The organism is Micromonospora sp. NPDC003944, assembly GCF_053605225.1.
The window spans coordinates 40,952-67,253 of record NZ_JBSGIV010000001.1 but is presented as its reverse complement, the minus strand read 5'-3'; the positions used below and the strand labels follow the sequence as shown (position 1 = coordinate 67,253).

Annotated in this window: 20 protein-coding genes; 7 read left to right on the top strand and 13 right to left on the bottom strand. The window is 73.1% G+C overall.

The window, feature by feature from the left end:
• Positions 1-10: 10 nt before the first annotated feature.
• Complete coding sequence (locus ACWER9_RS00265) at positions 11-1,357, bottom strand: ABC transporter substrate-binding protein (protein WP_452299701.1); 1,347 nt, start codon at positions 1,355-1,357, stop codon at positions 11-13.
• 19 nt (positions 1,358-1,376) lie between these two features.
• The gene (locus ACWER9_RS00260) at positions 1,377-2,507 is read right to left on the bottom strand and encodes a LacI family DNA-binding transcriptional regulator (protein ID WP_452299700.1); all 1,131 of its coding nucleotides are present in this window, start codon (positions 2,505-2,507) and stop codon (positions 1,377-1,379) included.
• A 235-nt stretch (positions 2,508-2,742) separates the two neighbouring features.
• Between ACWER9_RS00260 and ACWER9_RS00255 the strand changes: the two genes are divergently transcribed.
• From ACWER9_RS00255 to ACWER9_RS00225, 7 genes are all read left to right on the top strand, one after another.
• The gene (locus ACWER9_RS00255; protein WP_452299699.1) at positions 2,743-4,071 is read left to right on the top strand and encodes a Gfo/Idh/MocA family protein; all 1,329 of its coding nucleotides are present in this window, start codon (positions 2,743-2,745) and stop codon (positions 4,069-4,071) included.
• 25 nt (positions 4,072-4,096) lie between these two features.
• Complete coding sequence (uxaC, locus tag ACWER9_RS00250; RefSeq protein ID WP_452299698.1) at positions 4,097-5,527, top strand: glucuronate isomerase; 1,431 nt, start codon at positions 4,097-4,099, stop codon at positions 5,525-5,527.
• Between the two features lie 2 nt (positions 5,528-5,529).
• Positions 5,530-6,834, top strand: a complete 1,305-nt coding sequence (locus ACWER9_RS00245) for an enolase C-terminal domain-like protein (RefSeq protein WP_452299697.1) — start codon at positions 5,530-5,532, stop codon at positions 6,832-6,834.
• Positions 6,825-8,318 (top strand): mannitol dehydrogenase family protein, encoded by a 1,494-nt coding sequence (locus ACWER9_RS00240; protein WP_452299696.1) that lies wholly within the window; start codon positions 6,825-6,827, stop codon positions 8,316-8,318. The genes ACWER9_RS00245 and ACWER9_RS00240 overlap by 10 nt, the downstream gene beginning before the upstream one ends.
• On the top strand, positions 8,308-9,522 hold the full coding sequence (locus ACWER9_RS00235; protein ID WP_452299695.1) for a Gfo/Idh/MocA family protein: 1,215 nt from the start codon (positions 8,308-8,310) through the stop codon (positions 9,520-9,522). Before ACWER9_RS00240 ends, ACWER9_RS00235 begins: the two co-directional genes overlap by 11 nt.
• A gap of 41 nt (positions 9,523-9,563) precedes the next feature.
• Positions 9,564-10,916, top strand: coding sequence for a pectate lyase family protein (locus ACWER9_RS00230; RefSeq protein ID WP_452299694.1), 1,353 nt, complete (start codon positions 9,564-9,566; stop codon positions 10,914-10,916).
• An 81-nt stretch (positions 10,917-10,997) separates the two neighbouring features.
• On the top strand, positions 10,998-11,720 hold the full coding sequence (locus ACWER9_RS00225) for an HD domain-containing protein (RefSeq protein ID WP_452299693.1): 723 nt from the start codon (positions 10,998-11,000) through the stop codon (positions 11,718-11,720).
• A 33-nt stretch (positions 11,721-11,753) separates the two neighbouring features.
• Here ACWER9_RS00225 and ACWER9_RS00220 read toward each other — a convergent pair whose 3' ends face one another.
• The 11 genes from ACWER9_RS00220 to ACWER9_RS00170 form a co-directional block, all read right to left on the bottom strand.
• On the bottom strand, positions 11,754-12,533 hold the full coding sequence (locus ACWER9_RS00220; RefSeq protein WP_452299692.1) for an AfsR/SARP family transcriptional regulator: 780 nt from the start codon (positions 12,531-12,533) through the stop codon (positions 11,754-11,756).
• Between the two features lie 137 nt (positions 12,534-12,670).
• Complete coding sequence (locus ACWER9_RS00215) at positions 12,671-13,798, bottom strand: hypothetical protein (RefSeq protein WP_452299691.1); 1,128 nt, start codon at positions 13,796-13,798, stop codon at positions 12,671-12,673.
• Between the two features lie 13 nt (positions 13,799-13,811).
• On the bottom strand, positions 13,812-16,157 hold the full coding sequence (locus ACWER9_RS00210; RefSeq protein WP_452299690.1) for a hypothetical protein: 2,346 nt from the start codon (positions 16,155-16,157) through the stop codon (positions 13,812-13,814).
• An 11-nt stretch (positions 16,158-16,168) separates the two neighbouring features.
• Complete coding sequence (locus tag ACWER9_RS00205; protein ID WP_452299689.1) at positions 16,169-17,605, bottom strand: baseplate J/gp47 family protein; 1,437 nt, start codon at positions 17,603-17,605, stop codon at positions 16,169-16,171.
• On the bottom strand, positions 17,598-18,101 hold the full coding sequence (locus ACWER9_RS00200) for a hypothetical protein (protein ID WP_452299688.1): 504 nt from the start codon (positions 18,099-18,101) through the stop codon (positions 17,598-17,600). The genes ACWER9_RS00205 and ACWER9_RS00200 overlap by 8 nt, the downstream gene beginning before the upstream one ends.
• Position 18,102: 1 nt before the next feature.
• Complete coding sequence (locus tag ACWER9_RS00195) at positions 18,103-18,426, bottom strand: hypothetical protein (RefSeq protein WP_145781284.1); 324 nt, start codon at positions 18,424-18,426, stop codon at positions 18,103-18,105.
• Between the two features lie 10 nt (positions 18,427-18,436).
• The gene (locus tag ACWER9_RS00190; protein WP_452299687.1) at positions 18,437-20,464 is read right to left on the bottom strand and encodes a hypothetical protein; all 2,028 of its coding nucleotides are present in this window, start codon (positions 20,462-20,464) and stop codon (positions 18,437-18,439) included.
• On the bottom strand, positions 20,461-21,108 hold the full coding sequence (locus ACWER9_RS00185; RefSeq protein WP_452299686.1) for a hypothetical protein: 648 nt from the start codon (positions 21,106-21,108) through the stop codon (positions 20,461-20,463). The genes ACWER9_RS00190 and ACWER9_RS00185 overlap by 4 nt, the downstream gene beginning before the upstream one ends.
• A complete protein-coding gene (locus ACWER9_RS00180) occupies positions 21,108-21,608 on the bottom strand; it encodes a hypothetical protein (protein WP_452299685.1) in 501 nt (166 codons plus the stop codon). Before ACWER9_RS00180 ends, ACWER9_RS00185 begins: the two co-directional genes overlap by 1 nt.
• Before the next feature lie 2 nt (positions 21,609-21,610).
• Entirely contained in the window at positions 21,611-23,089 is a 1,479-nt protein-coding gene (locus ACWER9_RS00175) for a hypothetical protein (protein WP_452299684.1), read from the bottom strand.
• Positions 23,086-26,301 carry a hypothetical protein gene (locus ACWER9_RS00170; RefSeq protein WP_452299683.1) on the bottom strand — a complete coding sequence of 1,072 codons (3,216 nt, stop codon included), beginning with the start codon at positions 26,299-26,301 and terminating at the stop codon, positions 23,086-23,088. Before ACWER9_RS00170 ends, ACWER9_RS00175 begins: the two co-directional genes overlap by 4 nt.
• Between the last annotated feature and the right edge of the window lies 1 nt (position 26,302).

The following is a 26,302-nucleotide window of genomic DNA, read 5'->3' as shown; positions in this document are numbered from 1 at the left end:
CGCGAGGCGGTCAGGCGATCGCGGACGTGCACGCCTCGACGAACTGGGCGGCGGCCTCGGCGGGGGTGGCCCGGCCGTACTGCGCGTTCTCGGCGGCCTTGACCAGCTCGGACTTCACCTTGCTGTGCCCCTTGATCGGCACCTGCGGCGACTCGCCGAACTTCTGGGTCAGCTCCGCCTCGACGGCGATCGACTGCTTCATGGCCGGGTCGGTGGTGTCGTCACTGACCACCCGGCGCAGGTCCAGGTTGGACGGCAGACCGCGGTCCGTGCCGAGCAGCTTGACCACCTCCAGGTCGTTGTTCAGGAAGTTGATCACGTCGACCGCGACGTCCCTGTGCTTGCTGCCCTTGAACACCGACCAGTACATCGATGCCCGCGCCCACTGCGCGCTCGGGTCACCGGGGTACGCGATCACGCCCAGCTCGTCCTTGGTGTTCTTCTTCAGGTCCGGCATCTGGTTGGCCCAGACCCAGGAGGTCGCCGACTTGCCGGTGACCACCAACTGCTTGGTGACGTCGCTGGAGTTGCCCTCGTGGATGACGTCGGCGGTCGGGGTGGCCTTACGGTCCCGGGCGCCCTTCCACAGGTCGAACCACGCGGTCACGTCCTCGGCGGTGAACCCCAGCTCCTTGCCCTTGTAGAGGTCCTTGCCCTGCTGGCGCAGCCAGACCCAGAACGCCTTGTAGTCGGCGCTCGGGTCCTGCGTGCCGGGCACCTTCGTCGTGGCGGTGACCCGCTCGGCCCAGGCGATGTGCTGCTCCCAGCTCATCCCCGTGGTCGGCTCGGGCAGGTTGTGCTTGGCCAGCAGCGTCTTGTTGTAGACCAGACCCTGGGTGTTCTCCCCGGCGGCCAGGCCGGCGAGCTTCCCGTCGACGACGCCGTACTGCCAAAGGCTCTTGGGGAACTTGGAGGTGTCCAGCTTGCCGGACTCCTGGTACGGGGTCAGGTCGAGCGTGGTGTTGCGGGCCGCGTACTCGGCGAGGTAGTTGTCGTCGATCTGGAACAGGTCGGGCGGGTTGCCACCCGCGGTGAGGGTGGCCAGCTTGTCGAAGTAGCCCTGGTTGGCCTGCCAGGTCTTCTCGAAGGTCACGTTCGGGTGCTTCTTGGTGTAGAGGGCCAGCGCGTCCTCGGTCAGCTTGGCCCGGGCGTCGCCGCCCCACCAGAAGATGGACAGCTTGACCGGCGCGTTCGGGTCGGCGGCCCCGCCGTCGTCTCCGCAGGCGGCGGCGCCGAACATCAGCGGTGCGGCGACCGTCACGGCGAGCAGGCCACGCAGCAGGCGCCGCCGGGGCAGCGGGGTACGGTGGGCGCGCCCGGCGGGCGCGTCAGTGGTGGGGGGCGTTGCGGGGTGCATGTGCGCTCACTCCTCGGCATTAGGAGGCGACGGCGTCACCGGTGGCCGCAGTCGGGATGCCCGGGCCCGCAGGGCAATGCGGGTCCGGGCCATGCGGTGCGGCCAGGGGACGTGCCGGTCGGGCGTACGGGCCCGGGCCGGTCGAGTCGCGGATGACCAGGTCGGTCTGGAGCATTACCTGTGCGGTGGTACGACGGACGCCGAGCGCCGTGCCGGCACCGGGCCCCCGCGCGCCGCGCGGTGACTCGATGTCCTGTTGCAGCAGCATGTCGACGGCCGTCCGGCCGGCAGCCCCGGTGGGTGTGGCCACCGTCGTCAGTTTGGGGCGGGTCAGCCGGCTCAGGGTGATGTCGTCGACCCCGACGACGCTCACCTCCTGCGGCACCCGGACCCCGAGCGCGTCGAGCCCTTCGATCAGGCCGATCGCCATCAGGTCGTTGTAGGCGAGCACCGCCGACACGCCGCTGCGCCGCACCTGCTCGGCGACGGCGGAGCCGCCGACCTCGGTGGGCGCGTTGGGGCCGAGCACGGTCAGCTCCGCGCCACCGGCGCGGGCCGCCGCGCCGGCGGCACGGCGCATCTCCCGGTTGGTCCACGAGCTGCGCGGACCGCCGAGCAGCGCGATGCGCCGGTGCCCGAGGCCGACCAGGTGCTCGATGGCCGACCGGGCGCCCTGCCCGACGTCCATCAGCACGCAGGGCAGGCCGGTCACCTGGCGGTTCACCACGACCAGTGGGACCTCGCGGCTGAGCTGCTCGATCAGGCTGTTGCTCATCCGGGGGCTGCACAGCAGCACCCCGTCCACCTGTTTGGCAAGCGCGTGGACCAGCTCTTCCTCGGCGGTCGGGTCCTCGTTGGTGTCGGCCACGAAGACGTGGTAGTCGCGGTGCCGGGCCTGACTCTCCGCCGCCTTGATCAACGGCGGGAAGAACGGGTTCGCGATGTCCGCGATGATCAGCCCGATGTTGTGCGTCCGCCCGGTGATCAGGGCGCGGGCGGCGCGGTTCGGCCGGTAGCCCAGGTCCTCCGCGCAGGCCAGCACCCGGACCCGGGTCTCCGGGTTGACCAGGTGCGGGGCGGAGAAGGTGCGGGACACGGTGGAGATGTGCACACCTGACGCCCGGGCGACGTCCCGGATGGTGACTGGCACGGCGACCCCTTCGTCCGATGTGGTGGCGGTCACTGGGTGTGGCCCATTAATGCAAACGGTTGCGCCAGTGTCAACGGTCAATGGTTACGGCTTCGTTGCACCCGCACTCCCTTTGGTGACCTGCCACCCCGCAAACACTGACAAATGACGCCGATCCCGTTGCCGTCGTTGACGCGATCGGATCGATCGTGATTACTTCATTGCAAACCTTTGCAGCCCCAGGAGAGGCGACCCCATGTCACCGAGAGCCGCCGGACGGGCCCGTTACGCCGTCGTGGGCACCGGCGCGCGGGCCGAGATGTTCGTCCGGGCGCTGGTGCTCGACCACGCCGACACCACCGAGCTGGTCGCCTTCGCCGACACCAACCAGGCCCGGATGGACGCACACAACCGCTGGCTGGGCGAGCTGGGTCACCGCCCGGTGCCCACGTACCCGGCCGCGGACTTCGCGGCCATGCTGGAGAAGGAACGCGTCGACGTCGTCCTGGTCACCAGCGTGGACGTCACCCACGACGAGTACGTGGTGGCCGCGCTGCGCGCCGGCCGGGACGTCGTCACCGAGAAACCGATGACAGTGGACGCTCCCCGCTGCCGGCGGATCCTGGACGCGGTGACCGAGACCGGAGGCCGGGTCACTGTCGCCTTCAACTACCGCTACAACCCGCTGCACGAACAGGTTCGCCGGCTGCTCGCCGAGGGCGCGGTCGGCGAGATCGGCTCGGTGCACTTCGAGTGGCTGCTCGACGTCCGGCACGGCGCCGACTACTTCCGCCGTTGGCACCGCGACAAGGCCACCTCCGGTGGGCTGATGGTGCACAAGGCCAGCCACCACTTCGACCTGGTCAACTGGTGGCTGGCCGCCACCCCCGTCGAGGTGTACGCGGCCGGCCGGCTCTTCTTCTACGGCGAGGACGGTCGCCGGCACGGCTACGCGCGCGACTACGACCGGGCGCACGGCTCCCCCGCCGCCGCCGACGACCCGTTCGCGCTGCGCCTCGACGCCCACCCCCGGCTGCGCGAGCTGTACCTCGACGCCGAGGCCGAGGACGGCTACCAGCGCGACCGCAACGTCTTCGCCCCCGGTGTGAGCATCGAGGACGACATGGCGGTGCTGGCCCGCTACTCCACCGGCGCCACCATGACCTACCACCTCACCGCGTACGCGCCCTGGGAGGGCTACCGGGTGATGGTCAACGGCAGCCGGGGCCGACTGGAGCTGGACGTGGCCGAGAACGACTTCGTCGACCGGGGCACCGCCGGCGCGGTCAAGGGGGCCGCCCTGCACGGCACCGACGCGCCGGCCGAGGGCGGTGGCGCGACGCTGACCCTGCGCCCGTTCTGGGCCCCACCCCGGCAGATCCCGGTGGAGGGTCGCAGTCGGCACGGGCACGGCGGTGCGGACGCCCGGATGACCGGCGTTCTCCTGGGGGGTCGACCCGACCCGTTGGGCCGCGCCGCGACCGCCGACGACGGCGCGTTGGCCCTGCTCACCGGCCTGGCCGCCAACCGGTCCTTCGAGACCGGCAAACCCGTCCGCGTCGCCGACCTGCTCACCCCCCGCTGACACAGGAGACGAGGAGCCGCACCCCGTGCCCACGTTCGACCACACCGACCTGCTCCTGCCGCCCGAACCGGGCCAGCGCGCGCTGGCCCGGGAGCTGTACGCCCTGGCGGCGGAGCAACCGATCATCTCGCCACACGGGCACGTCGACCCGGCCCTGCTCGCCGAGGACCGCCCCTTCCCGGACCCGGCGCAGCTGCTCATCGTGCCCGACCACTACCTGACCCGGATGCTGCTCAGCCAGGGCGTACCCCCGGCGGACCTGGGGGTGCCCACCCGCGACGGCAGCCCGGTGGAGACCGACGGGCGGGTGGTCTGGCGACGCTTCGCCGCGCACTGGCACCTGTTCCGGGGCACCCCGTCGCGACTCTGGCTGGAGCAGACCTTCCGCACCGTGTTCGGGGTGCACACCCCGTTCGGCCCGAGCACCGCCGACGCCGTGTACGACGAGATCGCCGCCCGGCTCGCCGAGCCGGAGTTCCGGCCCCGGGCGCTGTTCGAGCGGTTCGGCATCGAGGTCCTGGCCACCACCGAGTCGCCGCTTGACGACCTCGGGCAGCACGCCAAGCTCGCCGCCGACGGCTGGGGCGGGCCGGGCGGCCGGGTGGTCACCACGTTCCGCCCGGACGACGTGGTGGACATGGAGTACGAGGGTTGGTCGTCGAACCTGGACCGGCTCGGCGACCGGGCCGGCGAGGACACCACCACGTACGCCGGCTACCTGGCCGCGCTGCGGGCCCGCCGCGCCGCGTTCGTCGCCGCCGGCGCGACCTCCTCCGACCACGGCCACCCCACCGCCCGCACCCTCCACCTGACCCCGGCCGAGGCCGAGCGGCTCTACGACCGGGGCCGACGCGGCGAGGCCGACGCCGCCGACGCGGAGGCGTTCCGGGCGCACATGCTCGTGGAGTTCGCCCGGATGTCGCTCGACGACGGCCTGGTCATGCAGCTGCACCCCGGCGCGGTGCGCAACCACAACCGCTGGTTGCACGCCCGACACGGCCGCGACGTGGGCGGCGACATCCCGCAGGCCACCGAGTACGTGCACGCTCTCGCCCCGCTGTTGGAGCGCTACGGCAACGACCCGCGACTGACCGTGGTGCTCTACACCCTCGACGAGGACACCTTCACCCGGGAGCTGGCGCCCCTCGCGGGTGGGTACGCCGCGCTGCTCCTCGGCGCGCCCTGGTGGTTCCTGGACTCCCCTGAGGTGCTGCGCCGGTTCCGGGAGGCGGTCACCGAGAGCGCCGGCTTCTACAACACCGCCGGGTTCGTCGACGACACCCGGGCGTTCTGCTCCATCCCGGTCCGCCACGACGTGGCCCGCCGGGTGGACGCCGGCTTCCTGGCCCGGCTCGTCGCCGAACACCGGCTGCCGCTGGACGAGGCCGCCGAGACGATCGTCGACCTGGCGTACCGGCTGCCCAAACGGGTCTTCCACTTCGGGAAAGGCGAGTAACGGTGACGGTGACCATCACCTCCGTCGAGGTGCACGACGTGCGGTTCCCGACCGCAGCCCGGGGCGACGGCTCCGACGCGATCAACCGGGGTGACTACTCGGCGACCTACGTGGAGCTGGGCACCGACGCCGGTCCGGTCGGCGCCGGGTTCACCTTCACCAACGGCCGGGGCAACGAGATCACCTGCGCGGCGGTCCGTGCCCTGGCCCACCACGTGCGGGGACGGACCATCGAGGAGATCGCTGCCGAGCCTGTCGCGTTCTGGCGCTCGCTCAGCGCGGACGTGCAGTTGCGCTGGCTGGGCCCGGAGAAGGGCGTCATCCACATGGCGACCGGCGCGCTCGTCAACGCGGTGTGGGACCTGCGGGCCACCCTGGCCGGCAAGCCGATGTGGCGATTCCTCGCCGAACTGCCCACCGAGGAGCTGGTGGCAAGCGTCGACTTCCGGCACATCCGCGACGCCCTCACCCCGGACGAGGCGGCGGCCATCCTGGACAAGGGGCGTGACGGGCTGGCCGACCGGTTGACCACCCTCGAACGGGACGGCTTCGCTTCGTACACCACCTCGGTCGGGTGGCTCGGCTACCCCGACGACAAGGTGCGGGCGTTGACCCGGCAGGCGTACGCCGACGGCTGGCGGGCGATGAAGATGAAGGTCGGCGGCCCGCTCGCCGACGACCTGCGGCGGGCCCGGATCATCCGGGAGGAGATCGGCCCGGACGCGCTGCTGATGATGGACGCCAACCAGGTCTGGGACGTCGACGAGGCGATCACCGCGATGACGGCGCTGGCCGAGGTGGACCCGTACTGGATCGAGGAGCCCACCCACGCCGACGACATCCTCGGGCACGCCCGGATCGCCCGCGCGGTGACCCAGCTCACCGGCGGCCGGTGCCGGGTCGCCACCGGTGAGGTGGCCGCCAACCGGGTCATCTTCAAGCAGCTGTTGCAGGCCGAGGCGATCGGCGTGATGCAGGTCGACGCGTGCCGGGTCGGCGGTGTCGACGAGGTCCTGGCCGAGCTGCTGCTGGCGGCGAAGTTCGGCGTGCCGGTCTGCCCGCACGCCGGCGGCGTGGGCCTCTGCGAGTACGTCCAGCACCTGGCGATCTTCGACTACCTGCGGGTGGGCACGAGCCTGGACGGTCGGATGATCGAGTACGTCGACCACCTGCACGAACACTTCGTCGACCCGGTGCGTACCCGCGACGGCCGCTACCTGCTGCCCGAGCGCCCCGGCTACAGCGCGACCATGAAGCCGGCGTCGATCGCCGAGTTCCGCTTCCCGGACGGTCCGGCATGGCGGTGACCGTCGGCGCCTCCCGGCTCGGCCTGGGCATACTGCGCCGGCTACCCGCCGAGGCCCGACCGCTGATCCGGCCGGGCACCGTGCCGACCGGCGTCGTACACCTGGGGTTGGGGGCCTTCCACCGGGCGCACCAGGCCGTCTTCACCGAGGCGGCGGTCGGCGCGGCCGGCGGCGACTGGGGCATCGTGGCCGTCGCGCCGCGCAGCACCGCCCTGGTCGAGGCGCTCGCCGCGCAGGACAACCTGTTCAGCGTCAGCACCCTCTCCGCCGCCGGCAGCACCACCCGGGTGGTGGGCGCCCTCAGCGGCGTACGGCACGCCCCCAGTGACCCGGACGCCGTGGTGGCGCTGCTCGCCGACCCGGCGGTGCGGGTGGTGACCCTGACCGTCACCGAGAAGGCGTACCAGCTCGACCCGGTGACCGGTCAGCTCTGCCCGGACGCGGCCCTCGCCGCGGACCTGGCCGGTGGGGGCCCGCCGAGCACCGTGCCGGGGCTGCTGCTGCGCGGGCTGGCCGCCCGGGCCGCCGCGGACGCCGGGCCGGTGGCCCTGGTGAGCTGCGACAACCTGCCGGCCAACGGCCGGCGACTGCGCGGCATGCTCGACCAGGCGGTCGACCGGGCCGGTGGCGTGCCGGCCGGGCTCGTCGACTGGGTGACCGGCAACGTCACCTGCCCGGGCACCATGGTGGACCGGATCGTTCCGGCGAGCACGCCGGAGACGATCGAGGCGGCCCGCCGGGCGCTCGGCGTGACCGACCTGGCCGCGGTGGCCGCCGAGCCGTACGCGCAGTGGGTGATCGAGGACGACTTCCCCGGTGGACGGCCGGGCTGGGAGCATGCCGGGGCGGTGCTCACCGACGACGCCGGCCCGTGGGAGCGGCTGAAGCTGCGCACCCTCAACGGCGTGCACTCGGCCGTCGCCTACCTCGGAGCCCTGGCGGGTCGGGAGACGATCGCCGACGCGCTGGAGATCCCCCACCTGCGCGACGTGCTGCGCCGGCTGATCGCCGAGGACGTGGCGGCGAGCTTCACCCCGCCGAACGGGGTCCAGGTGGTCGACTACGGCGAGCAGGCCCTCGCCCGGTTCGGTAACCCGGCGATGCGCCACCGCACCCTCCAGGTGGCGATCGACGGCTCGCAGAAGCTGCCGCAGCGCGTCCTGCACACCATCGCCGACCTGCGCGCGGCCGGGCGGTCCGCGCGCTGGGGCGCGCTTGTCGTGGCGTCCTGGTTGCGCTTCGCGCTGGGGTACGCCGACGACGGCCGCCCGTTGCCGTTCCAGGACCCACTGGCCGGGCCGATCCGGGCCGCGCTCGACAACGGGGCGCAGAGCCCGGCGGGTGCGGTCGACGCGGTCTTCGCGCTGCGGGAGGTCATCCCGGTGGAGGTGGCCGAGGACGACGAGGTCCGCGCCGACGTGATCGCCTGGCTGACCGCGTTGGAACGACACGGCGTCGAGGCCACCCTGGCCGGTGCCCGGTGACCGGGTCGACACGGGCCGGTCGGCGGTGAGTGGGGCCACCCCGCCGCCCCGGGTGGCGGTGATCGGGGCGAACGGGCACGGCCGGTGGCACCGGCGGGTGATCGCGCCCCTGCACGCCACCGGTCAGTTGCGCCTGGTCGCCCTTGTCGACGTACGGCCGGTGGAGGACGACCAGGCCGCCCCGGTGCCACCCGGGGTGGCGGTCTTCACCGACCACCGGGCGATGCTCTCCGCCACCCGGCCGGACGTGGTGGTGATCTGCACGCCGCCGCACACCCACCTGGCGATCGCCCGCGACGCCCTGGCCACCGGCGCCGACCTGCTCCTGGAGAAGCCACCGGTGTTGTCGCTTGCCGAGCACGAGGAGCTGACCTGGGCTCTCACCGCCGCCGGCCGGGTGGCCCAGGTCGGTTTCCAGGCGCTCGGCTCGGCGGCCCTCACCGCGCTCACCGACGCGCTTGCCGCCGGCCGGCTGGGCACGGTCACCGGCATCTCCACGATCGCCGCCTGGCAGCGGCCGGACGCCTACTACGCCCGCTCCCCCTGGGCCGGTCGACGGAGTCTGGACGGCCGGCCGGTGCTCGACGGCGCACTCGTCAACCCGCTCGCGCACGCCGTGATGCAGTGCCTGGCGATCGCCGAGGCCCTCGCCGGGGCGACGCCCTGGCCGGTCGCGATCGAGGTGGAACGCTACCGGGTCCGGCCGATCGAGGTGGAGGACACCGCCGTGCTGCGGGTCCGGTTCCGCGCCGGCCCGCCGGTGCTGGTGGCGGTGACCCTTGCCGCCGAGGAGTTCGTGGCGGGCGAGGTGGTGGTGACCGGCACGGCGGGGCAGGCGGTCCTGGAGTACCCGACCGACAGGTTGCGCCTGCCCGGGGACGTGGTGACCCGGCGGGTGCCGGGGCGGCTGGGGCTGCTGGAGAACCTGCTCGCCCACCGGGTCGACCCGGTGGGTGTGCCGCTGATCGCGCCGCTGGCCCGTACCGCCCCGTTCACCGCGCTGCTTGACGCGCTGCGACCCGCGCCGGAGCCCCGGCTGCTCGACGGCGATCTGGTGACCACCGTCGGCCAGGGTGGCGAGCGGGTCCGCCACCTACGGGGCGTCGTCGACGTGCTGCGCCGGGCGGCCGACCGGGCGGCGCTGCCGAGCGAGCTGGCGGTGCCGTGGGCGTCCGCCGCGTACCGCGCCGAGCTGGCGGGATGACAGACCAACCGACCCACCACCACAGCGAACGGAGAGAGCCGATGCGCAGAATCCTCGGCGGCGTCACAGTGGTCGCCCTCCTCCTCGGCGCCGCCCCGGCAGCCGCCGCACACCCGGGTGTCCCGTCCGCCGAACGGCTCTCCTGGTTGGCCCGTCACCTCGGCCGGCAGGCCCTGCCCGAGCGGGACGGCTGGGCGGCCGACGGCCCCGGCACCACCGGCGGCTCGGCGGCCACGCCCGAGCGGACCCGGGTGGTGCACGACCGGGCGGAGTTGGTCGCGGCGCTCGGCGGAGACAACGCCGGCAACGCCGCCGACGCCACGCCGAAGCTCATCTACGTCGACGGTGTCATCGACGGCTTCGACGGCCCGGACGGCACCGCGTTGAGCTGCGCCGACCTGGCCGACCCGGGGTACCGGTTGGACGCGTACCTGGCCGCGTACGACCCGGCGGTGTGGGGACGGGTGCCACCGAGCGGGCCGCTGGAGGAGGCTCGGGTGCGCTCGGTGGCCAACCAGACCCGGCAAACCCAGATCAACGTCGGCCCGAACACCACCATCGTCGGGCTGCGCGGTGCCCGGCTGACCGGCCTCACCCTCATGATCGATCGGGCGCCGAACGTCATCGTCCGCAATCTGACCCTCGTCGACGCGAGGGACTGCTTCCCCGCCTGGTCGCCGACCGACGGCGAGGCCGGCAACTGGAACAGCCAGTACGACCAGATCTCGGTCCGCCGCAGCGAGAACGTCTGGGTCGACCACAACACCTTCACCGACGGCGACAACCCGGACAGCGCCCAGCCGGTCTACTTCGGTCGGCCGTACCAGGTGCATGACGGGTCGCTTGACGTCACACACACCGCCAGCCTGGTCACCGCCTCCTGGAACCGCTTCACCGGTCGGGACAAGCTGCTGCTGATCGGCTCGTCCAACACCGTCGGTCCGGACGTGGGGCGGCTGAGGGTCACCCTGCACCACAACCTGTTCGACGGTGTCCTGCAACGGTTGCCGAGGGTGCGTTTCGGGCAGGTCGACGTCTACAACAACCACTACCGGCTCGGTGGGGACGACTTCCAGTACGCGCTCGGTGTGGGTGTCCAGTCGGCGATCTACGCGCAGGACAACTTCTTCACCCTGGACGCGGCGGTCGACCCGGCGGACCTGCTCTACGACTGGGGCGGCACCGCGTTGACCGAGCGCGGCTCCTGGGCGCGCCGGGGCGGCGGCGCGGCCCGACCTGTCGACCTGCTGGCGGCGTACAACGCGACGCACGACCCCGACCTGGCCGCCGACGCGGGCTGGACTCCCACCCTGCGCCGCGACCCGGTGCTGCCGGCACCGCTGGTGCCCATCCTGGTGGACCCGCTCGTCGGCGCCGACCGGCTGCCGCTCTGACGGCTCGGTCCGGCAGAACTCGCGGTCGGGTCGGCGACGTACAGGCTCATCGATGTGGAGAAGATCGGCTATAAGTGACGCATGGACTTCCCGCCACACCTGGGCAGCATGCCGATGCACGCGATCACCGAGATCCACGGCGAACCGGGCCTGCTGGAACGCTTCCGGCTGGAGGTCCAGCAGTTCGACGAGACCGCCCGAGCGCGGTTGACCGCCGCGCTCGACCTCGCCGCCGACCTGCACCGCGACGACCGGCGCGTCCGCGAGCCGTACCTGAACCACCTGTTGCGGGTGGCGATCCGGTTGATGCACCACTACCAGGTGCGGGACGTGGACGTGATCGTCGCCGGTCTGCTGCACGACGCGGTCGAGGATCACCCGGCCGAGCTGGCCGGTGACGCCGACGGCGATGCCACCGAAGCGGCGCTCGCCGTGCTGGCCGCCCGGTTCGGGCCGCGCGTCGCCACCCTGGTCGCGGCGGTCACCAATCCGCTGTACGACCCCGAGCGGGACCGCAACGAGCAGTACCGGCAGCACCTGGCGGTCAGCCTGGACCGGGAGCCCTGGGCTCGGGTGATCAAGGTGTCGGACTTCACCGACAACGGTGTGGGCGTGATCCACACGGTCGGGCCGAAGGTGGTCTCGTCGGCCCGGAAGTACCGGCCGCTGGTGCCGCTCTTCCGGGACCTGATCGGCCGCCCGGACACCCCGTTGTCACCGGCCGTGAAGCGGCACATCTTCGGCCAGCTCGACCTCGCCGAGGAGCGGTTCAGCGCCATCCTGGACCAGCCCGCCCCCACCTGACGCTCGCCGCCCCACACCCACACCCGCGCCCGATCACTGGTACGGGACGGTCGCGCCGGCCTTGCCGGCCTGCACCAGGCGCTCCAACCAGGGCGTCGGGGCCACCCCCAACTCTCGACCCAGGTCGGCGCGGAACAGCTCGAACCGTCGTACCGCCTCGTTGATGTTGCGCTCCGCCAGGTGCACGGCGATCAACGTGCGGGTGGCGCTCTCCCGCAGCGGCTCCAACTGCACAGCCGTCAACGCCACCTGCACCGCCTCGCCGAACCGGCGCTGCGTGGTGAGCCACTCGGCGAGCGTCTCCAGCGCGTACAGCCGGGTCTGGCGCAGCCGTTCCCGCTCGGCAAGCACCCAGTCGTCGTACCAACCGGGCAGCAGCTCGCCGGTCGCCAACACCGGCACGCCGGGGCCGACGGCGATCGACGCGCCACCGGACAGCAGCGCGGTGGCCGCCACGCCCAGGGTGGCCACGTCGCTTGTCACCCCGGCGGCCAGGGCCAGCCGGTCGTCCTCCTCCACCAGGGGTTCGGGGGTGACCCGGTGCAGTCGCCAGAGCATCGTGCGCAGGTTGGCCCGGGCCCGCTCCTCGTGGGAGCCGGGCCAGAGCGTGCCGGCGGCCTCGGACCGACCACACCGCTGGCGTACGCCGAGGAAGGCCAGCAGCCGGCGGGCACCCTGCGGCACGGCCACCGCCCGCCCGTCGCGTTCCAGCCCGAATCCGCCGAGCAGGCGCAACTCGTACCGGGCGGGCTGCCCCGCGTCGGTCTCGGTTGCCCGGGTGCGACGGTCCTGCGTTACCTCGTGCACAGCCATGATTGCGCCTCTCGCACCCGATCGCCCCGTGGCAGTTCCACGCTCGGGTGTGGACGGTCGCCGCGCCAGCGCAGTGTCGTTTCACCGACCCGGCGAACGGTGGAGATCATCCGTTCGCCGGATTCGGGTCCGGCCGTTCAGCGCAGCTTGCTCAGCGTCTGGGCGTACCCGGTCCACTCGGCGGCGTCGCCGACATCGGCGCGTACCCCGGCCTCCTTCATGATGCCGAGCACCTGCTCAGGCTTCGCGTCGGCCAGCTTGCCGAGGGTGCTGATCCCGGCGCGGGTCAGCGCCGCGCGAGCCTTGGTCGGCACCCCGGCGAGCATGGCGATGTCGGCGTCGGCGATGTTCTCCAGCTCGGCCTCGATGCCGAGCGCCGCCGAGACCGCCGACGGGGCGCCGACGGTGGTCCGGACGATCGCTGCCTCACGCTCGCTCACCTCGCCGAACATCGCGTCCAGGCTCGGGTAGCTGGTGTCGGCCGGCAGCACCTTGAGCACGTCGCGGACCGTCCGGCCGTCGGCCAACTCGTCCTCGCCGAAGAACCGGATGAACTCCACGAGCTTCACCTCGCGGGGGAAACGCTCCCGGACGTCGCCGTGCTCGGCCGCGTGGCGAGCGAGCTGGGCGGCGCCGCGGACCTTCGGGCCGACGACCACGTCCACGCCGAGGGTCTCCACGGCGGGCAGCACGATGGTGCCGGCCTTGGTCTGCCAGATGCTGACCTTCTTGTCCATGAACATCGTGGTGCCCATGTACTTACCGAAGTCGAGCGCGCCGATGTAGTTGGGGATCTGCTCGAAGGTGTACGGGCCGGGCACGATCTTGTTCTCGTGCACCGTGGAGTGCAGCCGGTTGATCTCCGCGCGGATCTCGTCGAGCAGCCGGCGCAGGCTGACCCGCATCGCCGCCATGCAGGAGAACGCCTTGGCCAGGTCGGTGCCGAGGTGGTCCAGGTCGTGCTCGATCCGGTGGAACCGCTCGTTGAAACCCTGCTCGCCGGGGGTCTGCCCGGCCTGGACCACATCCTCGCCGTCGACCCAGTCGGTGTGCGCGAAGGTACGCGCGAACGGTGGCGGCGCGCAGCCCGGCTCCACCGCGGGGAACGACTCGGCGTAGCTGAACACCCGCTTCGCGGTGCCCACGTTCTCGTAGATCCAGGACGAGACCAGCACGCTGGCGTCCGAGGCCGGAATGCCGTGCTTGGTGAACGCCTCGTACAGCTCGGTGACGGTCACCCCGTCGTAGTTGATCTCGCTCGCCATGGTGGTGTCCCTCTCAGAGCTGGTCGTACACGCCGCGGTGCCGGCGCTGCTGGAAGGTGCGGAAGGTGCGCGCCACCGCCGGGCGCAGCGGCTCGGCCGTGCCGTCGTCGTCGAGGTCGACGTGGTCGCGCCGGATGCCGAACGTGTTGATCTCCACCCCGAGCGGGCAGACCCTCGTCAGGGCGTTCATCAGCCGCTCGTACTGCGCCAGGGTCAAGGTCACCCCGTCCGGCAGCTCCACCCGGAACTCGTACGGGTCGGTCCGGCCGGTGCGCACGTAGGAGAGCGCCACCACGGCGACCAGCCCGGCGTGGGTGGGCCGCAGCGTGGTCCGCGCGCCGACCGCCTTGATCTCCGCGGTGCCGCCGCCGAGCCCGACGGTGTACCAGCGGAACCCGGTGGCCCGCCGCTCGGCCAGGTTCAGCCCGGCCTGCGGCAGGCCGATCACGCTGCACACCAGCAGTACCCGGTTGCCCGTCTCGACGAGTGGCAGCGCGGCGGCGAGGTGCTGGTCGCGCAGGAGCCCGACCAGGCGGGCCAGCCGGTCACCGGCGGCCGGCTGGCCGGCGATCAACGCGGAGGCCAACGCCGCCGGCAGTTCGATCGTCTCCACCAGCTCGTCGGGGAGCCGGTTCAGCGCGGCCACCACCGGCGCCGGGTCCCGTACCGCCGGCAGGCCGGCGGCGGCCAGGACCTGGTCGACCGGCTGCCCCGCCGGCCGGGTCGGCACGGCCGCCCACCGGGTGCGCGCCACCGCGTCGGTCAACGGGTTCCACGCGGTCTCACCGGCGCTGGTCCAGGCCGCCCTGGCGGCGGCCAGCCCCGCCAGCAGCAACGCGTTGCCACCCGGGTCGCCGGGCGCGTGGAACTGCGCCTCGACCGCCATGTCCGCACCGACCGCCGCGCTCAGCGGGGCGGTCACCGCCAACCCTCGGGTGGGCAGGTGCGACAGGTACATCCGGGTGGTGCTGATCCGGTGGGTGGTCGGCAGTCCGCACACCCGCCACAGCCACGCCACCTCGCCGTCGGCCGAGACGGTGGGTACACCGGCGGCGCGGGCGGCGGCGATGAGTGCCTCGGCGGTCCGGTCGGCGGTGATCGCGCGTCCGGTGTCGAGCACCCGGTTGCGCAGGTCGGTGGCTTGCGCGGGGGTCGGCCAGCTCACGTCCACGCCGAGACCCAACTCGTAGCGGCTGCCACCGGCGTCGTCCTGGGCCCGGGTCACCTGCCACACGATCGTCGAGCCGAGCGCCCGGCAGACCCGCCCGGCGCGGTCCAGGGCGGCGGCCAGCGGCGGCGCCACGCCGTGGGCGCTGTCGAAGGTGTACGACTGGCGCAGGCTGGCCCGCAGCGCGGTGACCTGGGCCAACCGGCTGGCCGGCAACGCCCGACCGGCGTGCACGGTGTTGTTCGGTGGGGTGTTGGCGGGCAGCACGAGGCGGTCGCGGCGCAGCTGGGCGAGGAAGTTCGTGCGGTGCTGCGGATCGCCGACGGCGACAAGTCGGATCGCCACGGCGAACCGGTCGTCGTCCTCGCGCACGGTGAACCGGGCGCCGCCGGGCAGGTCGGCGAAGAGACCGGTGTTCGGGTCGGTGTCCGCACCGGGGCCGTTGAGCAGGTGGCGTACCGCACCCGGGGTGGGCAGCAGGAACCGTCGGTAGAGCCCGAGCCGGTGGGCGTACGCGGCGTCCGGCTCACGGGCCGGCGGGGGCAGCCGCCGCGCGTACACCTCGCCCCTTGTCGGTTCGTGCACCAGCTCGTCGACGAAGCGGGCCACCCCGACGTCCGCGCCGATCCGGTCCAGCGCGTCGCGCCGGGCGTGCGCGAGGGTCCGGTACGCGTGCACCTCCCGGGCCGCGCGGCGCAGCCGGTGCTTCTCGTACGACACCAGGTAGAGCAGCCGGCCGAGGTTGCCCTCCAGCACGGCCAGCTCGACCAGGCCGGTGAGCGCCGAGCCGGTGACGGCCGTGGCAGTGCCGCCGTCGACGGAGCGCTCGGCCGTCACGGCGACCGGGAACGACGCGACAAGCGGCTCGTCGGCGGTGTCCGGCACGTACGCGGGAACCGACGCGCCGGCCGCCGACCAGGGCGCGAAGACGACTGGTGGCAGCACCCGCTCGCCGGTCCCGCCGGGGTCGACGGTGACCGTCACGCGGACGGTCTCCTCGGCGAGGTCCCGGCGCAGCACCACGGTGAGCAGCGGGTGGCGGCTGGTCCAGTCCACCGCTGCCGCACCGCTGGCGGCGACGGGCACCACCACCCGCCGGACGGTACCCGGGTACGGGCCCTCCAACTGGTCGACGAGGTTCCGTTCGACGGACGGGTCGGCACCGTCCACCGGCACGCGGATGTCGGTCATCGCGCCCCCGCTCAGACGATCCGGAACGGCCGGGGGTCGTCCCGGTCCACGTAGACGGGCACCTGGTTCGCGGCGAGCACCGCGTTGTCGCCGACCGGCAGCCGCTGCACCCCGTCGCCGGTGGGCGCGCTGCCGGTCACCACCACCGCCGAGTCGGCCGGGAAGCGGACCAGCCGCAGGTCGCGGACGTCCGCGACGCCGGGCTCGTTCATCAACGTCCAGATCACCTCGGCGGCGCGGACCGGCTCACCGAAGGGCAGTTCGTCGACGTAGCGGCGCAGCCGGGCGTGCAGCCGGGCCCGCAGCTCGCTTGCGGCGGTGGAGGCGTTCACCGTCTCCTTCGAGCCGGTGGGCAGCGGCAGGCCCCGGATCACCAGATCGGCCTCGACGCCGATGCCCACCTCGTCGGCGCGGTCCACGGAGGCGAAGATGCCCACCGGGCGCAGGTCTTCGATGACCGACTCGACGGCGGCGTGCAACCCGTCCGGGCCGTCCCAGATCGCCGCGGCGGTCGGCGCCACCAGAACGGTGACGTAGTACGGGTTGCCCAGGTCCCGTTCGGTGCTGAAGACCCGCTCGATGAAGGTGAAGTTGCCGAAGATGGACTGGTTCAGGTCCAGCCCGCCGCGACCGTCGAAGACCTGCACCTGTCGTACGCCGGGCACTGTCGTCACGGCCAGGCCGATCGCCTCGGCCGTCCAGATCGAGCGGGGCGCGGCCAGCAGCAGTTGCCGGTAGCGGGCGTCGGAGACCTGCTGTTCGCCCCCGGTCAGCGCGACGGTGTGGGTGATCTCCACCAGCTCCTTCCCGGCGGCCTGCTCGGCGTCGTCAAGGTCGGCCAGCAGGGTGTCGGCGCGGTTCCACCTGTCGATCTTCTGACTGGCCTGGGCGGGGTCGAGGTTGTGCGCGGGGCCGGGGTAGAAGGCGGCGACGGCCGGCACCCGTTCGCCGACGGCGGCGGAGAGCACCACCGTCTCGTCCAGGGCCACGTGGTGCCCGCCCGGTGTGGAGAGCCGGGCGCCCCGGGGAAGCGTGAGCTGGGTGCGGCCGGTGGGCAGCGCCGCCTTCAGTTTCAGCTTCACCGTGCCCCGGGCCTGCAGGTAGGGCCGGGGGATGCCGAGTTCCTCGCCGAGGCGGGTCAGCGCGTCGGCGGTCGCCGACACGACGTACGAGTTGTCGTAGACCGCCCCGAGCGCCGCCCACAGCCGGGCGTCCTCGAGTGCGGCCAGTTCGAGGACCTTGCGCAGCACGGCACCGCTGGTCAGGTCGATGTCGTCGCCGAAGAGCAACCGGGCGGTGGCCAGCTTCTCGGCGAGCAGTCGGGCGAAGGACTTCGGCACGAAGCCGGTCTCGACGATGCCGAAGCCGGTCGAGCCGGTGGCGCGCAGCGCGGCGGCGTCGACGGCCAGGACGTCGGCCAGCTCGGCCGGGACTGTCGGATCAGACATGTGGCAGCTCCCCGAGATGCACCGAGAGCCGGTCGTCGGTGATGGTTTCGAACTGGACCTGCACCTGGAGGGTGCGGGAGGACCGCAGCGCCGCTGCCGCTGCGTCGTCGGCACGGCCCGCGCCGAGGCGGCCGTCGTCGAGGTTGACGTCGACGATCTTGCGGACGCGCGGGTCGCGGTCGAGCAGGGTGATGATGCCGATGCGGACCTGTTCGCGGATCAGGTTCGGCTCGATCTGCTCGGCGAGGGCGTTGAGGCCGTCGAAGCCGAAGGTGGCGTCGAAGACGTTCGACCCGCGCAGGGTGGTCAGCGCCACCGCGAGACTCTGGGCGACGTTCTCGGTCCCCGCGACGAGGGCGAGCACCCGGCCGTTCGGACCATCGTCGAAGACGACGTCGCGGGCCAGGTCCACGCCCGGCATCGTGGGTTCGAAGGCGAGGCCCCAGCCGAGGTAACGGCGCTGGGCGGCCTGCCGTTCCCGTTCGGTCCGGTCCATGTCAGACCGCCTTCAGCTTGGTCTGCTTGGCGTTCGCCGCCAGGCCGGAGGTGCTGCCGTTGGTGGCGCCCGTGAGGGTGCTCAGCGCGACTCCGGCCCCGCTGACGACGAGCTTCTGGGCAGCGCCGGTCGCCGACATCACCTTCTTGCACTGCATGGTGGAGTTGCTGTCGGTGATCGTGCACCCGGACACCGACTTGCCGGTGATGCCGTCGAGGCGGGTCACCTCGTCGCCGGCCACGATCAGCTTCGACTGCCCGGCCGGGGTGACGGTCCCCTGGCTGGGGCAGTGCACGTCGCTCGACGTGGTGAGCACGAAGGCCATGTCGTTCCCCTCAGTGGACGTTCATCGCGTTGTCGACCTGGACGTCGACGTCGGCGGCGGCGATGTTGACGGTGCCGCCGCTGATGTTCACCGCGCCGTTGCCCGCGTCCAGGTCGATCTGGGTGGCGGTGATGGTGATCGAACCGTCCTGCTTCATCACGATCGACGACCCACCGGCGGCGTGCTCGATGGTGATGCTGTCCGCCTCCTGCGCGCGGGCCGGGCGCTGACCGCGACCCTTCAGTTGGGCCCGACCCACCCGCACGGTCAACTCCCCCAGCTCGATGACCCGGTTGCCGTCGCCGTCGGTGAGGTCGTGCGCCACCTTGCCGTCGTGGTCGGCGGGCACCACCGTGTCGCCGATCGACGAGCGGCTGCTGGTGGCCACCCCCACCGGCAGCGACAGCCACCAGTCCCCCGGCTGGGACACCGGGGCGTGCCCGGTCGGCCAGAGCGCGCCCACCTCCACCGGGTCGTCAGGTGCGCCGTTGCGATAGGCCAGCGCCACCCGGGTTCCCGGGTAGCGGGGCAGGATGAGCCCGCAACCGCCCCAGGCGAACGGGGTCAGGTAGGTCACCCCGGGCAACGGCACGGGCTGCTCCCGGCGTACCGGCAGGCGGCGGCCACCGTTGGGACGGCCGTCCGGGCGGGCCAACCCCTCCCACACCGTCTCGGTCTGCGCCGGTGGTTCGACAGCGCCGCCGGCGTTCGTGGCCGCCGCGCGTACCTCGCCGACCTCCAGGCCCCGCGTCTCACCCCGGGCGGCGCGGGCGGCCCGACGCACCGCCTCCGCGGCGGCCACCCCGGGCGACGACGCCGGGCCGGCCGGCTCGGCGGCGCCCACACCGGAGGCATCGCTCCAGCTGTCCCACGCCTGGGCGCCCGAGGCGACCTCGACGCCCTGCACCACGGTGACGAAACCGGCGGTACGCGACAGGGTGTGCCGGGCGGCGCTGAGGTAGAGCAGCTTGGCGCCCGCGCCCAACTCCCCGGTCGACGGAGCGAACGGCGCCGCGAACGAGCCGAGCAGCGCCGCGCCGACGCTGCCGAGCGTGGTGGCCTCGTCCACCGCCGGCGGGTCGAAGAGCACCACATCGCCGGGTTTCAGGTCGGGGCGTCCCTTGAGGGTCAACGTCCACGCCCGACGGCGCGGCGCGGCGGCGCCACCGGCTTCGGTGGCCGCGTACGGGTCGGTGTCCTGGCTGCCGTTCTCGGTGCAGGCCAGCAGGCCGGTGGCGAGGGTGAGCGGCTTCGGCTCCCCCTCCGGGTACGGGATGGGCCGCTTGCCGACGTGCACGGTGCCGTCGCGGATCAGCAGCATTCCCCGCCCGTACGCGTTGAGCGACTGCTGCACCGCGCCGCCGATGCGCTCCACCGCGGCGCGGTAGAGCAGGCCGGCGCCGAAGGCCACCCGCTCGTCGCCGGCCGCCTCGGTGGCGCCCCTGGTCATCGTGCCGTCCGGGTTGGCGCCCCAGGTGGTGATGTCCACCCTGGTCCGTTCGGCGACGGCCCGGATCGCGGCGCTGAAGGTGGCCGCCTCGAACCGTTCGGCGACCCGTTGACCGAGGCGGGCGTACGCCTGCTCGACGAGGGTCAGCTCGGTGTCGTAGGTGCGCTCACCGGTGAGCCGGCGCACCTTCGTCACCCGCAGCACGGCGACGAGTGCCTGGGTCAGCTCGGCCGGGGTGGGTCCGGCGTTGACGCCGACCAGGTTGGTGAAGAACGCGCCGACGGAGGTGTTCGCGTCGCGCCAGTACAGGTGCAGTTTCGCCACCAGCGGCGGTTGCCCCTCGGCGGTACGCAGCGCGGCGAAGTGCTCGTCGATCAGCCCCTGCACCGTGATGGTGTACGCGCCGGGGCCGAGCCCGTCGGGCAGCGCGGCGTCGATTGCCGCGTAGTAGTCGGCGCTGGACAGGGTGAGTGCGGTGTCGGGGCTGAGCCCGGTCGGTGTCTCCCGGTGGAAGGTCAGGGTCCAACCGGCGTCGTTGCCGACCGCGCCCTGGCGGACCTGGCCGGTCTGGAACGGTGTGAGCGTCATCGGAGCACCCTCCGCAGCTTCTTGTCGAGCAGGTAGCGGTAGCGCAGCCGGGCGGGGCCCAGCTCGGACTCGACGCGCTGCGCGGGTGGGCGGCGACGCCAGACGAACTCGTTGATCGGCGGCGGTCCGAACTGGTCCACCGCGCGGTCGGCGCGGCGCCAGGCCAGCGCGATGGACGAGCCGTAGTCACCGGAGCCGCGGACCGTCCCGGCGTGCAGCAGCCAGGTCAGCACCAGCACCTCCACGGCGATCGGCGGCCCGGAGGTGGCGGCCGGTGAGCCGGCGTCGGGGCAGACCCGGCGCAGACCGGCGGCGAGGGGCACCGAGCCGAGGATCCGGGTGCCGTGGCGGACGACGAGGCGCAGTGGCACCCGGCCGACCAACGCCGGCGGCGGGGGTGCGGCCGGCGGGGCGGGCCGGGGTGTCACGTCGTCGGCGGAGGTGCTGACCACGGCGAGCGGGTCGGTGGCCAACCACTGCCGGGCCAGGCCGGTGGGCAGGATCAGCACCGCGTGTACGCCGTCGCCCAGCTCCACGCGGTGCGGGAGGCCGGCGGTGAGGTTCTGCCGTACCTCGGTGAACCCGTCGGGCACCTCGAGGGGTGTCTCCGGCAGCAGGTAGCGGTCGATCGGGAACGGTGGCATCAGTTTCCCAACCCGTCGGCGAGGGCGCCGACTCCGATGCTTGCCACGTCGAGCAGCTTGCCGAGCAGGCTGGGACGGGGCACGTGGACGAGGGTGATGGTGGTGTCCAGGACGTCGCGGCGGGCGGCCGAGGCGTTGAAGGTCAGCGACTGCACCTGCATGTCGGTGCGGATGGTCATCGAGGTGACCAGGATCAGCCCGCCGAACTTCCCCCCGGAGTACGCGGCCAGGGCGGTGCCGCGTTTGCTCGCCTCGGCCATCGTCTCCAGGGCGAACTTCCACGCGTAGCGTTCCGCGCCGACGAGCACCCCGGTCAGGGTGATGGTGTCGTCGTGGGTGGCCACGATGGCCTTGTGCGCGGTGGAGCCGATCGGCGGCAGGTGGTAGGTCTCGGCCAGCGAGATGGCGGTGACCGCCCAGATGGGTATCGGCAGCACCCCGTCGCTGATGATCGCCGACGGCACCGTGCCGTACCGCATGAAGCTGCTGGTGATGGCCATGCTCAGCGACCTCCGGTGGGTGGCAGCGGCACCGGCGTGCCGGTGGGTTCGACGGCCAGGCCCAGGTCGCGCAGCGCCTGGGTGATCTCGCGGACCTCGCCGGCGGCGCTTGTCACCCGGAGCCGCAGGCGGCGGGCCTCCAGAGCGGCGCTGATCCGCGCCGGGCGGGTGGACGCGGAGCCGCGCCGGTTGATCCGGTCGATCTCGGCGGCGGCGTCCTCCATCCGGGAGATCGCGTCGAGGATGCGCGGGTCGGGTGTGAAGCCCGGGTCGTCGCGCTGCAGGCGGGCGATGGCGTCGCGGAAGTCGGCCGCGTCGCGGCGCAGGTTGGCGACGAGGTTGTCGGTGAGCGCGCTGACCCCGCCGACGCTCGCGGCCCGGTGTGACTTGTCGTCGACCAGCCACACCCAGCCGTCGTGGCCGATGCCGACCAGGTCGGTGCCGGCGACCTTGACGTTGGCGTCCGGGCCCTTCAGGAACAGTTCGATGCTGCTCAGTGAGAACGCCGCGCTGTACTCGCCGAGCACGCCCCGCCCGTAGGTGACCATGTCGTGGCGCAGGTAGGCGCGGAAGCCGGGGCCGTCGTCGGCGCGGCCACCACGGTCGCGGAAACGCCGCCACAGGGTGGCCAGCGCCTCCGGGTTGTGCACGGCGAGCTGCTGGGTGAGCCAGACGTCGCCGCCGGCCACCACGGCCCGCAGGTCCGGGTCACCGATCCGGGCGAGCGCGTCGGCGAGCCGGGCGTCGCTCATCTGCAGTCCGCGGGAGCGGGCCCGACCGAGGTCGTCGACGGCGGCGCGCAGCCGGGCCAGCTCGTCGGGGCTCAGCCGGCCGCCGAGGCGGGTCTCCAGGTCGGCGACGGCGGCCCGCTTGCCGCCCTCGCTCTCGGCGGCCACCGCGCGCCACAGCCCGGCCGGTTCCAGCTCGGCGGCGCGGCGCAGCGCGGCCTGCCGGTCCGCCGGCATCGCCCGGAACGCGTCGCCGACAATCGCGGCGGGCTCGACGTGCCGGCCGGCCGCGCCGCCGCCGGCGTCGAACTCCCGCAACAGCGAGTCGGCGTACGCGGCGGAGTCGTCGGCAAGCCGCAGCGGCGCGTCCCCGACGATGCCGTCGCGGGGTCGACTCAGCTCGCGCATCTCGGTGCTGAGCTGGTCGAAGTACTCACCGAGGGTGGCCACCCGCACCCCCTCGGGCAGGGTGCCGCCCTCCAGCACGTGGTCGAGGATCGCGGCGATGTTGTCGCGCAGCACGGCGATGCGTTCCAGCCGGTTGAGCGCGTTGCCCAGGTGCAGGTCGCCGACGTCGTCGACGATGCGGCGGATGAGGTGCTCCAGCAGTCGCCGCGAGCGGACCTCGCCGGCCTCGCTGTGCGCGGCGACGGTCCGCATGAACCGGCGCAGCCGCGGGTTGGCGTCGGCGGCGGCGTGCACGGCGGCGGCGTCGAGGAACCGGCCGGCGCGGAACCGGCGCGGCCCGGTCACGGCCGCACCACCGGGACGCGCGGCCCGGCGGTGGTGCCGCCGGGCGGGGAGTCGAGCACCATGAGGATGAAGCGGGCGCCCTCCGGGCCGCCGACCGCGCCGCTGAGCATCGCCTCGCGCTCCACGTACGCGAGGATCGGCTCCATCAGCTTCTGCACCACCCGTTCCAGCACCTCGTTGAGCAGGATCTCGGTGAGGAACCCCTGGAGCAGGTCACGGGACGCGGCCTCGACGATCTGCCGGGTGACCCGGCGCACCACGTACCCCCGGGCGGCGCGCAGCCCGGCGCGGACGCCGAAGCGTAGCGCGACCCGGCCGCCGCGCACGGCCGCGCCGCCGATGGTGCCGGCCTCCGGGATCAGCGACAACGCCAGCCCGAGGTACGCGGCGAACAGCTCCACCTCGACCTCGGTGCGGGTGAGCACCAGCTCCGGGTCGAGCATCGCGCCGTAGAGGCGCTCCCGCCGGTGGGCGTGCGCCACGTCGACGGCGGCGACGGCGACCCCGACCACGAAGCCCAGCGGTGGGCAGAGGACGGACAGCGCGATGATCCCCACCATGGTGGCGAAGGCGCTCAACGCCTCGCGGCCCAGCTCGGTGCTGAACAGGTCGTCGACACCCGTGGCGTAGTAGAGGTTGCCGCCGAAGAACTCGCCGATCTGCTGGTGGGTGGCGAGGTGGATGCCCTGCAGCGCGAAGCGTCCACGGGGAATGGTGGCCGACGGGATGTGCTCGCTGATCCGGCTGGACCGGAAGGCGAACCGGGCGTCGGCGCGGGCGCGGCCGAGCATCTCGGTGTTGTTGCGCCGCATGTCCTGCAGCACCCGCCACAGCTCGTCGCGGATCGCCGACCGGTTGCCGGCGAAGCGGGCCAGCACGTCGGGCAGGTCGGTGATCTGCTTGACCAGCGGGTCGATGCCCTCGGCCTCGCCGCGCTGGATGACGAGCGCCTGTTCGATCTCGGCGAGGGTCCAGAGCACGGCGTGCGCGTCACGGATCCGGGTGGTGCCGTCGGTCTCGACGATCTCCCCGGCCGCGCCGGGGCTGCTCAGGGCGGCCTCGGTGGCCAGGAAGGCGCTGGAGATGGCGCGGGCCGCCCCGTACCAGGCGGTGGACGGGTTGGCCATGCTCACCGTGGCGAGGGTGCCGCCACCCAGGTCGGTGTGCGCCTGCGTCCACCGGGCGGCCTCGTGGCGGCGCAGCCGCTCCCGCAGCCCCTGCAACTCGGCGTAGTCGGTGAGCTGGGAGACGATCAACCGCTCGAAGATCGGGGCGTACCTGTCGAAGTTGGTGATCCGCGCGTCGATTCCGGTGCGCGAGCTGAGCAGCAACTGCACGAGCATCGCCTGGCTGCCGACGACGAAGAGCTGCCCGACGGCGCCCTTGACGGCCGTGCTGAACGCCTGGACGAAGTGCAGGTTCCAGGACGCCGACGTGTCGATCCAGCCGCCCTGGATCCGGGCGAAGTGCTCGGGCTGGCTGTAGCGGCCCATCACCAGTTGGGCGAGGCGGTCCAGTCGGGGCACGACCCCGGCCAGGTGACGCAGGAACTGCACGGCAGGTGAGGCGACCGGCCGGAAGTCCAGCGGGCCGAGTCGGCCGGAGCCCTCCGGCACGGGTCGGGTGAACGCCTCCCGCTCGGTCGAGCCGACAAGCAGACTGATCGCCGCCGCCCGACCGCGCAGCATGGCGGCGGCCTGGAGGCAGAAGTTCGCCGGGTAGCGGCACGGGTCGCCCATCTGCAAACGGAACGCGATGTCGTCCATGAGCCGGCGCAGCTCGTCACCGTCGGGCCCGAGCGCGGCCACCTCCGGCTCGCCGTTGAAGGGGGCGCAGGCCCGCAGTTCGGCGTGCGCACCCGTGACGGCGGGAAACCGTCGACCGTCGGTGCCGGGTGGGGCGCTGGGGCTGCTCGGGTCGAAGACGAACCCACCCCGTCGGGCGTCCCCGGTGCCGTCCGCGCCGCTGCCACCGGCCCCACCGCCGGGCCCGGTTCCGGTGCCCAGACCCCCGGTGCCGCCGGGTCCACTGCCCCCGCCCGGCCCGCTGCCGGTGCCGGAGCCGCTGCCCGCGCCCGGGCCACTGCCGTCGCCGATGCTGCCGCCGGGTGGTGCGTTCGGGTCCGGTGGTGTCGCCGGACGGTGCTCGACGCTGATCGGCAACAGGTTCGCCGTGCCGGTCCAGTGCAGCGTGGCGTCGGTCTCCTCGGTGCCCACCAGCAGCAGGGACACCCCGCCGATGCTGACCACCACGAGGCTTGTCGGCGTGGCCCCGCCCACCGAGGCGATGATCGCGTCGACCCGCCGGGTCACCTCGGCGTCGACGGCCCGTTCGATCTGCGCCTGGTACTCCTCGACGCTCGTGGTCTCGCCGCGCGGTTGGGCGGTCCGCAACCGATGCCGGATGTCGGCGCTCAACTCCTCGTCCACCATCGACACCAGGGCGGCGCGACCGGCCACGGGTCGGCGCTGCACCGTGCCGGGTTGCGGGCTGGGCACCCGCTCCTCCACCTCGAAGTGCGGCTGCGGGGTGGGCCGGAACACCGTCTCGCCGAACCGTTCGAAGGTCAGGACCGACAGTGGAGTGGTGGTCACCATGATCGCCCAGACCGGGCGGCCGTCGCTGCCGACCACCCGCGCGATGATCCCCTGTGGGGTGCCGGAGGGCAGGCCACCGTGCTGGCGTACCGCCTCGCGCGCCAACTCGGCGAAGTGACCGGCCAGGTAAGTGGCTGGTCGCAGCAGCCATTGGTAGGTCACCGGCGGCGGTTCGTCGCCGTCCACCGGCACCTCGGCGGCGTTCCCACCGTCGTCGTAGGACGGCACCCGGTAGACCGCGAGGAGGTGACGCATCCGAGACGCGTCGAACAGCTCCTCGGCCGGCTCGCTCAACGGCACGGCCACCCCGGGCGGCAGCCCCGGGTCCAGCCGCGCGGCGGTCACCACCTCGTCGACGCGCCGGCGCAGCCGGGCCTCGAACGCCCGCCGGTCGTCCGGGTGCACCCGCTCACCGTCCGCGCCGGTCCACCGGAACGTCGGCGCTTCGGGGCGTACCTCCAGGTAGCCGCCACGGGGCGCGACCACCTCGCGGCGGGAGCGTTCCAGGGCGCGGCCCAGCGCCGCGCCGAGGGCGTCGGCCACCGCCTCCGGGCGCTCGGCAAGTGACCGGGCGTCCACCCGGATCCGCACCGGAACGTGCACCGAGATGGCCACC

Coding starts and splice junctions, on each gene's coding strand:
- ACWER9_RS00265 (WP_452299701.1), bottom strand. CDS start 1,357: ATGCACCCCGCAACGCCCCCCACCACTGACGCGCCCGCCGGGCGCGCC.
- ACWER9_RS00255 (WP_452299699.1), top strand. CDS start 2,743: ATGTCACCGAGAGCCGCCGGACGGGCCCGTTACGCCGTCGTGGGCACC.
- ACWER9_RS00240 (WP_452299696.1), top strand. CDS start 6,825: ATGGCGGTGACCGTCGGCGCCTCCCGGCTCGGCCTGGGCATACTGCGC.
- ACWER9_RS00230 (WP_452299694.1), top strand. CDS start 9,564: ATGCGCAGAATCCTCGGCGGCGTCACAGTGGTCGCCCTCCTCCTCGGC.
- ACWER9_RS00225 (WP_452299693.1), top strand. CDS start 10,998: ATGGACTTCCCGCCACACCTGGGCAGCATGCCGATGCACGCGATCACC.
- ACWER9_RS00220 (WP_452299692.1), bottom strand. CDS start 12,533: ATGGCTGTGCACGAGGTAACGCAGGACCGTCGCACCCGGGCAACCGAG.
- ACWER9_RS00215 (WP_452299691.1), bottom strand. CDS start 13,798: ATGGCGAGCGAGATCAACTACGACGGGGTGACCGTCACCGAGCTGTAC.
- ACWER9_RS00210 (WP_452299690.1), bottom strand. CDS start 16,157: ATGACCGACATCCGCGTGCCGGTGGACGGTGCCGACCCGTCCGTCGAA.
- ACWER9_RS00205 (WP_452299689.1), bottom strand. CDS start 17,605: ATGTCTGATCCGACAGTCCCGGCCGAGCTGGCCGACGTCCTGGCCGTC.
- ACWER9_RS00200 (WP_452299688.1), bottom strand. CDS start 18,101: ATGGACCGGACCGAACGGGAACGGCAGGCCGCCCAGCGCCGTTACCTC.
- ACWER9_RS00195 (WP_145781284.1), bottom strand. CDS start 18,426: ATGGCCTTCGTGCTCACCACGTCGAGCGACGTGCACTGCCCCAGCCAG.
- ACWER9_RS00190 (WP_452299687.1), bottom strand. CDS start 20,464: ATGACGCTCACACCGTTCCAGACCGGCCAGGTCCGCCAGGGCGCGGTC.
- ACWER9_RS00185 (WP_452299686.1), bottom strand. CDS start 21,108: ATGCCACCGTTCCCGATCGACCGCTACCTGCTGCCGGAGACACCCCTC.
- ACWER9_RS00180 (WP_452299685.1), bottom strand. CDS start 21,608: ATGGCCATCACCAGCAGCTTCATGCGGTACGGCACGGTGCCGTCGGCG.